The organism is Sphaerochaeta sp., assembly GCA_022482495.1.
Lineage (GTDB): Bacteria > Spirochaetota > Spirochaetia > Sphaerochaetales > Sphaerochaetaceae > RUG023.
Window position 1 is genome coordinate 513,042 of sequence record JAKVPA010000001.1, and the last position, 11,809, is coordinate 524,850.

An 11,809-nucleotide genomic window follows, 5' to 3' on the forward strand; every position below is an offset into this window, starting at 1 on the left:
GTTTCGGAAAACCGACCAGTTGGAACCTTTTACGGAAAGGGGGAATCTTTTCCGGTCAACGGGTGACCAGTCCGTACGCCGCCGCTTCCTCAAACTCAGACGGGATGAACTGCCGTTTGACCACGCCACCGTCCAGAAGCACCAGACGGGAGGCGACCCGGAGACTGTCCGACAGGGACAGGGCGAGGATCACGATGGCGATGCCTTTGTCCAGCAGGCGGGAGAGGTGACGGATCAGGCGGATCCGTTGGTACATGGCAAGTCCGGCAAACGGCTGGGTGACACAGAGGACCTTGGGATTATCCAGATCAACCCGCCAGTAGATCAGATCGTACAGCTCTTCCTGGCTCAGACCGGAGAGGTCCTTGGCATCCACCACATCCCCCACCCGGGGGCGGAACTCGGCGGCGAGGTTTTCCTGGTAGCGATGGATCCGGTAGAACCCTTTGACCTTGTCTCCTGCGCGGATGGCAAGGTTGTCCAGGTAGCTCATGCTGGGGAACACCACCTTCCCGATGGGGTCGGACGGGATGAACTCCCACTGGCCGGAGGCAAGCGTGATGTGGTACTCCTCCGTCCCGCCCTGGCTGAGCGCCTCTGCGAAGCGGGGGATCGTCCCCTGCTCCAGATCCAACAGGACCAGGCACCTGCCGGAGAAGAGCGGCAGGGAGAACAACGGCCCGTCCAACGTCCCGATGACCTGGGCTTCCGTCTTGTCGTCGGATGCAGCCAACGCCGTCAAAGAACGGAGAAAATCCCGTGAGACGACATCCATCGTCCGGTCGGAATACTCCTCCTTGGACAGGGACAGCGGGATGGTGCCGCTTCGCATCACCAGCGTCTTGTCACAGATGGAGAACAGTTCCCGGTGGTGGTTCCCGTAGTACAGGAACGACAGGCCTTCCCAGGCCATCTTCCGGATCATCTCCTTCAGGAACGCCAGGTCATTGGGGGGAAGGAACGTGGAAAGCTCACGGAGGATCACCAGCGTCGAGCCGCTGGTCTTCGCCTTGACCAGTTCCACGGCACACCGTTCCAACGGACTTAGGGATGCAGGATGCTCTCCTCCCGTCAGGGTGATGCCGTACGGGGCGAACAGCGAATGGATCTGGCTTTGCAACAACTTCTTGGGAATGACGTACGGACTGTTCGGTTTCAGGGAGAACAGGTTGTCGGCGACATCCAGCGCCGGTACCAGATGGGAACGCGCCTCGATGATGGAGACTTTGTTCGTCGCCTGGCGGACGCCCAGGTAGCTGCACACTTCCTTCTCATCCACGTACATCCATCCCCGGTCCAGCACCCGGTTGTGCTGGAGGAGCGAGAACAACGTCTCCACGCCCTGGCCATCCAGTGGCAACAGTCCGACGATCTCCCCCTCGGCAATGGAGAAGGAAAGCTCTTCCAGACTGGCTTCCCCATGCTCACTGAGGGTCACGTGCCTCAGGGCGGCCACTTCCCGGACGGCGTTCATACCACGCCCTCCATGGGCAGCCGGATCTCCACCTTGGTCCCGATGTTCCGGACGCTGGAGAAAGACAGACCGTACTGCGGACCAAAGAGCAGCTGCAGACGATCGTTGACATTCCGGGTGGCGATGCCACCCTTCTTCTCTTCGTTCTTCGGTTGTGGCGAGTGGTCATTGAGTTTGCGGTTCAGCTGCACCAGTTCATCGGTATCCATCCCCACCCCATCGTCGGTGATGAAAATGGAAAGCACGTTGCTGGTATGCTCTGCGCTGATGGTGATGGTCCCCCCTTCCACCTTTTCCTCAAGCCCGTGGATGATGGCGTTCTCCACGATGGGCTGGAGGATCAACTTGGGAAGGTGGTAGCTGCACACAGGGCTGTCAGGGGGAATGCGGATATCCAGGTTTACACGCTCCCCGAAACGGAACTTCTGGATGGAGAAGTAGTCCCGGACGTTCTTCAGCTCATCCTCCAGCATCACCAGATCGGAGGTGTTGCTGATGGTGTACCGGAAGAACCGGGCAAGCGTCTCGCTCATCTCTGCCACGTTTGGCAGTCCTCCGATCAACGCTTCGCTTCGGATGGCCTCCAGCGTATTGTACAAGAAATGTGGGTTGATCTGGTTCTGCAGGGCCAGGTACTGTGCCTGCCTGCGGTTCTCCTCCCACAGACGGTCGGTGGGATTGCTGTGCATCACATCATCCACCAGAGCGTCCACCGCAGGGGAGACCGGACGGGGAAGAAACCGAAGCGGTTCGATGCCCGAGCCGGTATGGTACAGGGCGATGTACCGTTCCATCAACGCCGATTCCCGGGCCAGGAGTCCGTCCAGCACCCCCAGCGCCATTCCAATGGCCAGGAATACCCAGAACAGCAGATACTTGCCAAACGAAAGAAACAGGAAAGCGGCGGTGAGCACCATCACCAGCGAGACAGAGAGCAGCAAAAACGCCCAGAGGAACAGCGGCAGGCGTTTTCTAGCCATACAAGCTCCGGTATTCGTTCGGTTTGACGCCGGTCGTCTTGCGGAACAATTTGGTGAAGTACTTCACGTCGGAGTATCCCACTTCGTTGGCGATGGTCCCGATGGATTGGTGGGTCGTCCGAAGGAGTTCTTTGGCCTGGTCGATCCGAATCTGCACCAATGCGTCCTGAAATCCCTGACCATCCCGTTCTTTCTTGAAGAGTCCGCTGAAGTACGGCGCGGAGAGACCTACCACCGAGGCAACGGTATCCAGTGACATGTCACTGTCCCGGTAGTGCGCCTGCATGTATTCCAAGGCTTGCCGCACCGGGCGGATCACCGCTTGGGTGCGTGCGGCGTTCAACGTGTCGATGAACGCAAGAATCGTAGAAACAAACCGTATCTTCATCACGGCAGTGGTATGGGACAGGCGGATCCCTTGGGAGAAGACATCCTCGTACCAGTCGAATCCGGAACCGGTGCGTTCCTCCGCTTTGACGGCAAGGCGCTTGCCTGCATAGCGAAGCAGGGCTTCCCCGGCGACGGGATTGAGCTCCGCAGCCCGGGACGCCACAGCCTCCACGGCGGGGCGGAACGACGCTGAATCCAAGGAATCCATCGCCCGGTCACACTCCCCTTCCCAGGAGGAGAGTTCCTTCACCGGGTTTCCCGGATCGGTTTGCCGGGCGGATAAGATATTGCCTTGCCCGTCACGCCGAAGCGGCAGGCTGGAGGCAAGCAACGAGTGGTCCGAAGCAAGGTTTCCTTTGCTTTCCGTAACGCAGAGGGTGAAGGACAACGAAGGGAACAACTGACGGATCTGCAGGACATCCACCGCGATGGCATCGAGCAATCCGGTGATGGAAACGCTTGTCCCTTCTTCCAACACCAGGGAGAACAGGTCCAGGTCCCCCACATGGACGATGCCCTGTACTTCCGGGTAGCGTTGCAGGATCAGGCGGAGTTTCTCCGTGACGGCATGGGAGAGATCCGGAGAAAGGATCGGCTCTTCGCTGTCCGTCTGCAGGGCGACCAGGAAAAGACGCGCCCCGGAAGAGATGGGATACGGCGCGCCGTGCTGGATGCCGTCCAACAAGCTTTGGTCGTTCTTTGATGCGTTGATGGCTTTCTCCGTTTGGTGGCGGGAGTGGATCTTTCCCACCAGTTTTGCAATGACGGCGGACAGTTCCTTCTGGTCGATCGGCTTGAGGAGGTAATCCTCCACGCCGTAGGTGATGGCCTGCTTGGCGTAGTCAAACTGACCGTACCCGCTGACGATGACGAACGAGGTGTCCGGAACGGAAGAAGAAAGGGAGGCGATCAACTCAAGGCCGCTCAAGCCTGGCATCTTGATGTCGGTGAACACGATATCCGGATGGGTCTCCTCCACCAGACGCTTGCCCTCAATGCCGTTCTGGGCACTGCCGAGGAACACCAAACCATACGTCTCCCAGGGGATCAACGCCCTGAGAAGCCGGATGATGTGCACCTCATCGTCCAGAATGACCACCCCGATCGCCGTGTCCATGCCGCCTCCTTCATCGGGAAAAGTATACCGCAGAATTGGAGGATAGGAAGGGAAAAATCAGTGGATCGCCTCTTTCCAGGCTTTCACCTGCTCCACGCACCAAGAGGTTTGGTCCCGAACCTGATACACCCAGAACCGGAGGACATCCCATCCCAAGTCCCGCAACCGACGGTTGCGGATCTGGTCGCTCAGGCAGTACCGGCCACCCCAGACACGGTGGCACATCAGACCATCCACTTCAATGTCCAGCTTGCGGTCTCCTACCAGAATGGCAAAATCAAGCCGGTATTGCTCCACCGGATACTGCACTGCAGGGAGGATCCTCCCATCGTACAGCGCTTGATACAACACTTTTCCCCAAGGAGAAACCTGATCGGGATTGTTCACCTGGGAATATTTACGGGATGCGGGATATGAGTGTTCAAAAGGTTGTTCTCGTTCAAGGGACTGCGCATAGGTGACATAATGTTCCAGATAAGGGACGCCACAGTTCCCACAAAAAAGCGAGATCGCCAATGACAAGCAATACCGCCCGCGCCCGGGTCACGGCGACATTGAACAGATTCCCCGTCTTCTGTAAAAACGTCAGGGCGCTTTCCGTGACGCCGGGAGCGACTACCGGAGAGAACAGGATCATATCACGTTCATCCCCTTGGAACGCGTGGAACGTGTTGATGGTGCATGCATTGTTGCTGTCCAGATGCCCGTGGAGCGTTTCGTCATTTGCCACCAAGGCATTGATCACATCCGCTTGGGCACGGAATGGGGTCACCACTCCTAATGATCCCTGATATCCGGACGCGATCAATTTTCTCAAGGAAGTGACCACGGCGTTGGCTTCCGGCCGATTGACCAAACCACCCTGAGCCGAAGGACGGACCGTCAATCCTTTGATGTTTTTCCAATAGATGCCAGGCCGGGTGTTGCGGGGAGGATTGAGGGAAGCATCCACCGTTGCGATCCGAAGTTGACCGTCATAAAATTCCTGGTTGGAGAACTCGATGATGGAAGAAGTACTTCGATGGTGTTCTTTCAACCCGATGATCTGCTCAGGAGTGACCGATGCAGCGGCAAGGCCATACAAGGAATTGGACGTATAGGACCATTCGGAAGGGATACCGTACCGTTCCAACAGGGAATAGTCCAGTTGTCCGGGAATCGTTGTGATATATTCCAGTTGTTTGGGGCCTCCGATGATGACCGCACGCTTGGCCCGGTACAACAGGGGAAGCGCTGAAGCGATATCGCATTGGCTTGCCTCATCGATCACCACCAGGTCAAAGAATCCCGGCACCAGGGGAATCCTCCCCTTCGCCGAAAGGGAGGTGACTGACCAACACGGTAAAAACAGGGTGAGATTACGTTGGAGGTGTGAAATCTTCTGGGAAAGCGAAGGTGCCACGGGACCATTTGTATTTGCTGCGATCCGAAGCAACGTGAGGACCTCAACCATCTGCATCCGTTGTTCCTCTGTCAACGTATTGGGTTGCACAAGCACCCATTGCGCCCAAAAGCGGGAGGCGGCCCACCGAACTACGGAAGCCTGTTTGTCCCACGCAGCTTCCAACCCTTCGATCGTACGCGCTTTTTCCAACGTGGAAAGCGATGCTTGATAATCCCCAACCTTTTCCAGAAGGTCCAACCAAGCACCCCACGTGTTGGTTGCCGCAAAAAACGCCGCTTCATCCCTCCAGTTCTCAGGCAACGGGATGAAATCCTTCAGATTCCAAGAACAGAAATGATCGTTGAGTTCCGTTCGCAGACGTTGGTACTTTTGTTGCAAGGGTTGGACGAACCGTCCAGGGAACAACCGGCCGCGGATCGTCTTCACCCATCGCAGGGCATCCGCTCTTGCTTGCTTGCAGGCTCCATATTCCGCTGACCAGCGGGACCATTGTTTCCTGTCGTACCGGTCGAACACGGATGCCCATTTCTCCCGTGAATCGCACAGGTTCTGTCCAAAGGCATCCACCTTGTTCCGCAGGTCCACCACATGGCTGCGTTCCGCTTCCAAGGCTTTCAGTTTGGCAAGCTCTTGCCGGTATTCCTGTTCATACCGCTCGGCTTCAATACGCTCCGCTTCGTGACCAGCCGGGAAAGTACCTGTTCGACCAACGGAATGATGTGGGAAGCGTTGAACGCGCCTCCCATCCGAAGCATGATGGGTCGGGGACCGAGGGCGTTGATCCGGTTCTCCACCACATCAACCGCTTTGTTGTTCCTGCTGGAGAACAACACCTTTTCCTCTTGGAAAACCGCAGTTGACCAACAACTGTGTGACAACCTGGGGTTTACCTGTTCCTGGTGGTCCCGTAATGATGGTAAGGGGATCGCACAACCCATGCTGTATGGCATCCCGTTGTTCTTCGTTAAGGGGCAGGACTTCAAGCGTTTCCATTGGCTCTAAGCCAACTGGTACGGAAACATGCTCAAACAACGGTCCCAATGCCGTTTTCTGCAATTCAGAGAAAGGAGTCTGGGAAAGCTTTGCCAATTCCCCTTCCAGCCCCAACGTATAGGGGGAGCGTTCCAATACACAAAACAGCGCGCGGTTGTACACGCCTTCTTCGGAAAGGGAAGAGATGGGTGCTTCATGCTGCAGTTGGAAAGGATCAAGCGTCTCTTTCCATCCCCAGGCCCGAATGCTTTACAACTTCCGAACCAATGCCGCCACATCAACCGCCGCTTGCGTCGCGTTCAGTCCAAGTTCTTCATCCAAGCGAAGGACGTCATACACCGGAGCTTCACTCCTCAGGTCAGTGAACGGTTTGACCGCTTCCAGGTTGATCACAGGCTGGGTTGCCAGTTCGCATCGTCCTTGGGAGATGTCTACCGAAAACAGAAAGATGGGGATGAGCGTCATCCGAGGGGAAGCGGAAGATGCAGCACGTTTTGCAAGCAAGACAGGATAGCCTACGTACGCCGTGGTGTTAGTCCGGCTTGCAGCGCCTTGCCGCACCAGGTCCGCCACAGCGGGATCACCACCATCAAGGCCAAAGGTGGAAAGTTCAACATAATGAGATTTGTCATGGATCAGATCAAGGGCGATACCAGTCCCATTATCCTGCATCAAACATTCCAGGTAATACGTGCAAAGGTGATCAAACTGTAAGGTAGGCTCCCGTTCCATCCCGACTCCCCACAGGAGTATAGCACAAATGCATATCTTTCATGGAAAAGCAACAACATCGATCCGCAGACAATAGACATCTGAAAATCTCGCAGAAACACCACGCCCCAACCATTCACAAAAACCAATACGTCATATACAGGAAAAGTTCCCTCCATCAGAACCTTTGACAGCTCGTTTCCTTCAGAAAGGTTTTGAACGCATCTTCCTTTCCCTTCGTCATACGAAACCAGCAAGTTCTTGAATGCGTTGACGTTTTCCTCAGGAATCACAGTAGGCCCTCCCCCTTTCCGATGAGAAAATGATTGGCGAAGAGTACGGCGGCACGCTTGTTCCCATCACCATATATTTGCGTTTTCATGTAATACAGGCACAGATTAATGGCGATATCGAAGGGAGATTGACCTGATGCAACGACCATAGCGAGATGATCCTTCACATACGGCTCCATCGGCATGGGGGAATGTATGTGGTTCCCCCAATGGTGACAGGAACGCTTCGGATGCTTCCCCCATGTTCGTAGAATCCTTCATTGACCAACCGGGCAATGGTACAGAGAATAGCGTAATCGCTTTTAGCGGCAATGACGTCCTTGTCCAAGATACATCCCATGCATGTTTCAGATTGATGATCTTCTGGACATCCGTTGGGGTGACCCCGCTGACCTTCCCATTCTCAAGAATCGTCTCGGTCTGGGGAAATGTCGTGGCGACGCCTTCCAGGACCGCCTGGTCATAGATCAACGTTTTCACATTCGCTCTGGCGAAATCCAGATTTCTGGCCACACGTTCTGAAAGGGTACCTTCCTGATACCCCTCTTACGCAAGTTGTCGTTCGATGGCCCTAAGGCTTTTTCTCAGGCTTCTCGCTTCAGCGGCTTGGCGAAGAAGGAGGGCATGGAGTTCTTCGGAATATCTGTCGACATACTGGGATTTCAGTTTTCCAGCCAGGCGTTTTCGTACATAGAGATATTTGCTCCCCCTATCTCTTTTACCTCAATACTGCCCTCATAGGAGATCAACCGCGACCTGGCTTCAAGCTCGGCTCGTTGACGAAGCAATTGGGGAACATCAGTCACGAAACTCTCCTTGTAGGGAACTTATCAAGTGACTTTTACCAAGAAAGTTCCCTAAACAGCAAGAAGGAAGCGAACCTTACCTTCCAATAAGCAATGTTTTCAGGATTTCGAGGGATACAGCGTTTTTAGTTTATTCTCACACGAAAGACAATCTTTCCGGAAGTCACAGAGTTTGCACTGCTCCACATACTGGAGCATTTCGCCTACTTCAGAAAAGGAACGTTGAAAGGGTTTGGTATCCATTTCGACTTGGTGAAGAATGTTTGTTCCATTGGAGAGTGCGCGATCATATTGGCCATCCTTCTCCATCGCTTTGAAACAAGTCAATGATTCAAGGAATTTTTGGTTCTTCATATAGTCAGGGATAAAGCGATGAAGTTCCCGAAGGACTTCATCGCATGTCTGAAACACACGTGTTTTGGGATAAGCATGGAAATGGAGAAGGAACCAAAATTCAATGCATGGATAGCTGGTAATGGGAATAATGCGTTTTGGAAGCCGCTTACACTCATTTTTGAATGTCTGTAAACGTTGCGTATTTTGAGCAATGGTATCCAAATCCAGAACACAGAAGACAAGGTCATAGGATTGATTCACCAAGTCCTTGGCTTTCCGAAACAATGCGGAGAAATCTGAATGGCCTGGTAGTTCTGGCTTGAGCGTAAAGGTATAACGCCTATCTTTCCGAATATATTCAAAATAAAACCACTCTGTAGGTCCTTCACCAACAATGGCGATCGCTTTTTTCAGTTTTCTCCGTTGCCTCATTTACTGTTCCTTTTTGTTCTGAAGGAACGGACTCCCCAAGTGAGGTACCGCACCCAATTTTCCACTTTGATAGAAGTTCATCAGACTGACATGCTTGTGCAGGTTGAAATCCTCTGCCGGATAATACACTGAAGCGCCATCATCTTCTTTCTCACAAAACCACACCATGTCGTTTCGCATGTAGTCTTTGTCCATCAACGACTGTTCATGCGTAGCTACCAGAAGTTGTGATTGTGCAGCGTTCAACAGGAAAACTCGAAGGAAGAATGAGATAAGCTCGGGATGCAACGAAGTTTCCAACTCATCGATCGCAACAAATGAATGTGTATTGACCAAGAGATTGAGCACCCCACTCAAGCCAAAATATCGACGGGTTCCAGCGGATTCGAGCTCAATGGGAAAGGGTTTCGTCGTTCCATTTTCCAATGCATGCTGCAGGAACAGTTCCTTCGTCTTGATCTTCTTTTCTTTCTTCAATTGCTCAAGTACCTCTTTGGGAGCACCTTGGGCTTCAAACATTGAGAGCATCTGATCCGACACATTATGCTGCGCTTCTTTGATCTGAAGATCAGATACTTGGAAATCGGCTTTCTTGAGCAATTGAACATAAAAATCTTTTTTCGACGCGTCCTTGGCAAGTGTGTTGATGCTCCAATTCAGCAACGAAGTATCCGGCTCGATACAAGGAAGGAACATCTCCTTGAAAAAGGTCACCACACCCTCCAGGACTGGAGAATGGATGTTTGTTTTTTGATACGCAAACAGCACACTCCCATTTCCCAATGTGTTCCCACTCAGAATAGTTTTTTCTTTCGCAGAAAGGCCACATACTTTCCCTACGGTAAGCTTGGCTACCTTTTCCACCACATCAAAAGTCCGGGAGAATACCAATGTTTTCCTTCCTTCCGGGCGGTAGGAAAGCTGTTCACTGGGAATTGTGTTTTCCTGTACGGAGATGTCATATTGGTAGTTGATACCACCAATGTAAAACACTAAAGAGAAGGTACTTGGTTTCTGAGCCATTGCATCATCCAACGCGAATGGTTCGTACAATGTCTCTTCATCTTTCGTTTCCGGTCCGTCCAACACGAGATCGCGAAGTGTGTCAAACGCAAGGATCATATTCGTCTTCCCTGAGGCATTGTAGCCGTACAACACCCCCAGCTTCAACAGATCCACATGGTCATTCACATGAATCAAAAGGTGTTCGTCCGCATCATTCTTCATCTTCTTGTTGACGATGAAGCTCAGCGTCTGCGTTTCCTTGATGGAACGATAATTTGTAACAGAAAATGAAGAAATCATTATTTTTATTCCTATTATACGTAAAATATTTACGTATATTAGAGTAACATTTACATTCTTTGACGTCAATCATTCCAACGCTTCATTTATTTAAAAATTGGTACTTCCTCATTTCTTGTCGATTCTCAAAGACCTTTTGTTCGCCTTTCTCAGGTTTTTATTCCACACTCTTTCTTTTCGTTGTTCCCCGAAAGGTACGCCCAGACGCCGATCACACCCTCCATGCTAAGACCTGAAAGCAGGACAGAGGGGGTGAAAAATAAGGAATATCTGCTATCCTTGGAAAGGAGAGGCAGACATGGGGAAAAACCGGAAGACGTATCAGGAGTCATTCAAGAAGCAGGTGGCGATCGAGGCGCTGGAAAGCAAGAAGACAGTAGCGGAAATCGCTTCTGAGAACGGGATCACGCCCGGCATGGTGTCAATGTGGCGGAAATCGTTCATCGAAGGAGACTTCAGCAAGGATCTGGGGAAGACGCGCAAGGAGCTGGAAGAAAAGCAGAAAGCGCTGGATGCGGCGACGATGGCGCTGGGGAAAGCCCAGCTGGAGATCGAACTGCTCAAAAAAAAAGTGAATCCGCAGGGATGAGCGTCTACGAGCTGGTGGACCATGAAAGCGCAGTGGAATACCTTCGCGGGGGCCTTGGCCTTCCGGTATCCGGCCAATGCCGTCTCCTGGGAATCTCCCGGAGCAGGTATTACCAGTGGAGGAAGCTGCGGGAAGCCAGGAAAGCAATGCCTGAACGGCAATATGATGGGCGGAAAGAAGAAGAACTCGCATTGGTTGACAAGATCCTAGGCGTCTGGACGGAGAATCCGGCCTGGGGATACCGGAAACTGGGCAGGTACCTGCAGCGGAACGGTTTCCCCTCAGCCACGGAGAAACGGGTGCGTCTCATCTACCAGCGGCTGGGCATCCATGGGGTCTCCCCGGTGTTCCGCACCACCCGCCAGCCGAAAGGGAAATGCCTGAAGCACCCGTATCTGTTGAGGGGGAAGAAGATACGGTTCTCCAACCAGGTATGGGAGACGGACATCACCTACATCCGTCTTCCCGGAGGGATGGTGTATCTGACGGCGTTCATCGACGTGTACAGCCGGAGGATCCTGTCCTGGAGCCTCGGGCGCACGATGGAAAGCGGGTTATGCGTCGACGCGCTGCATGAGGCGGTCATGAACCATGGGATACCGGCGATCCTGAACACGGACTGCGGAAGCCAGTATCTGGGTGGTGATTTCCTTGATGCCGCCTCCAGTTACGGGATCGAGATCAGCAACGACTCGGTGGGGAGATGCCTCGATGACGTGTTTATTGAACGAACGTGGCGGACCCTGAAATATGAATGCATCTTCCTTCATGAGTGGGGCACGATGGAGGAACTGGAGAAGGGATTGGGGATATTCATCAGGAAGTTCAACTTCGAGCGGCCCCATCAGTCGCTTGATTACCGGACGCCGGACGAAGTGTATACGGACGGACGTTTCCCGTCAGCGGGGGACGAACCGAAGAAGACTGAGGTGGCATAGGAGATTTCCTTGTTTTCCCGCCACCCTGTCTTGACAAGGG

At 53.3% G+C, this 11,809-nt stretch carries 14 protein-coding genes; 3 read left to right on the forward strand and 11 right to left on the reverse strand.

Annotation, left to right across the window (positions count from 1 at the left end):
• Positions 1 to 55 precede the first annotated feature (55 nt).
• From LKE28_02590 to LKE28_02630, 9 genes are all read right to left on the reverse strand, one after another.
• Positions 56 to 1,474 (reverse strand): hypothetical protein, encoded by a 1,419-nt coding sequence (locus tag LKE28_02590; GenBank protein ID MCH3907150.1) that lies wholly within the window; start codon positions 1,472 to 1,474, stop codon positions 56 to 58.
• Complete coding sequence (locus LKE28_02595) at positions 1,471 to 2,454, reverse strand: histidine kinase (GenBank protein MCH3907151.1); 984 nt, start codon at positions 2,452 to 2,454, stop codon at positions 1,471 to 1,473. The genes LKE28_02590 and LKE28_02595 overlap by 4 nt, the downstream gene beginning before the upstream one ends.
• Positions 2,447 to 3,961 carry a response regulator gene (locus LKE28_02600; protein MCH3907152.1) on the reverse strand — a complete coding sequence of 505 codons (1,515 nt, stop codon included), beginning with the start codon at positions 3,959 to 3,961 and terminating at the stop codon, positions 2,447 to 2,449. Before LKE28_02600 ends, LKE28_02595 begins: the two co-directional genes overlap by 8 nt.
• A 57-nt stretch (positions 3,962 to 4,018) precedes the next feature.
• Positions 4,019 to 4,309 carry an endonuclease domain-containing protein gene (locus tag LKE28_02605; GenBank protein MCH3907153.1) on the reverse strand — a complete coding sequence of 97 codons (291 nt, stop codon included), beginning with the start codon at positions 4,307 to 4,309 and terminating at the stop codon, positions 4,019 to 4,021.
• Positions 4,310 to 4,400: 91 nt separating this feature from the next.
• Entirely contained in the window at positions 4,401 to 5,975 is a 1,575-nt protein-coding gene (locus LKE28_02610) for a DNA2/NAM7 family helicase (protein ID MCH3907154.1), read from the reverse strand.
• 5 nt (positions 5,976 to 5,980) lie between these two features.
• The gene (locus tag LKE28_02615) at positions 5,981 to 6,196 is read right to left on the reverse strand and encodes a hypothetical protein (GenBank protein ID MCH3907155.1); all 216 of its coding nucleotides are present in this window, start codon (positions 6,194 to 6,196) and stop codon (positions 5,981 to 5,983) included.
• Positions 6,165 to 6,521, reverse strand: coding sequence for a hypothetical protein (locus LKE28_02620; GenBank protein MCH3907156.1), 357 nt, complete (start codon positions 6,519 to 6,521; stop codon positions 6,165 to 6,167). The genes LKE28_02615 and LKE28_02620 overlap by 32 nt, the downstream gene beginning before the upstream one ends.
• Before the next feature lie 87 nt (positions 6,522 to 6,608).
• Complete coding sequence (locus LKE28_02625) at positions 6,609 to 7,031, reverse strand: hypothetical protein (GenBank protein ID MCH3907157.1); 423 nt, start codon at positions 7,029 to 7,031, stop codon at positions 6,609 to 6,611.
• The gene (locus LKE28_02630) at positions 7,031 to 7,363 is read right to left on the reverse strand and encodes a hypothetical protein (GenBank protein MCH3907158.1); all 333 of its coding nucleotides are present in this window, start codon (positions 7,361 to 7,363) and stop codon (positions 7,031 to 7,033) included. Before LKE28_02630 ends, LKE28_02625 begins: the two co-directional genes overlap by 1 nt.
• 342 nt (positions 7,364 to 7,705) lie before the next feature.
• Between LKE28_02630 and LKE28_02635 the strand changes: the two genes are divergently transcribed.
• A complete protein-coding gene (locus LKE28_02635) occupies positions 7,706 to 7,885 on the forward strand; it encodes a hypothetical protein (GenBank protein MCH3907159.1) in 180 nt (59 codons plus the stop codon).
• 383 nt (positions 7,886 to 8,268) lie between these two features.
• Here the strand turns inward: LKE28_02635 and LKE28_02640 are convergent, their stop codons facing one another.
• Entirely contained in the window at positions 8,269 to 8,937 is a 669-nt protein-coding gene (locus tag LKE28_02640; GenBank protein MCH3907160.1) for an RloB family protein, read from the reverse strand.
• On the reverse strand, positions 8,938 to 10,242 hold the full coding sequence (locus LKE28_02645; GenBank protein MCH3907161.1) for an ATP-binding protein: 1,305 nt from the start codon (positions 10,240 to 10,242) through the stop codon (positions 8,938 to 8,940).
• 298 nt (positions 10,243 to 10,540) lie between these two features.
• Between LKE28_02645 and LKE28_02650 the strand changes: the two genes are divergently transcribed.
• Together LKE28_02650 and LKE28_02655 are read left to right on the forward strand one after the other, a co-directional pair.
• Positions 10,541 to 10,831 carry a transposase gene (locus LKE28_02650; GenBank protein ID MCH3907162.1) on the forward strand — a complete coding sequence of 97 codons (291 nt, stop codon included), beginning with the start codon at positions 10,541 to 10,543 and terminating at the stop codon, positions 10,829 to 10,831.
• Entirely contained in the window at positions 10,828 to 11,769 is a 942-nt protein-coding gene (locus LKE28_02655; GenBank protein ID MCH3907163.1) for an IS3 family transposase, read from the forward strand. The genes LKE28_02650 and LKE28_02655 overlap by 4 nt, the downstream gene beginning before the upstream one ends.
• Positions 11,770 to 11,809: the final 40 nt, after the last annotated feature.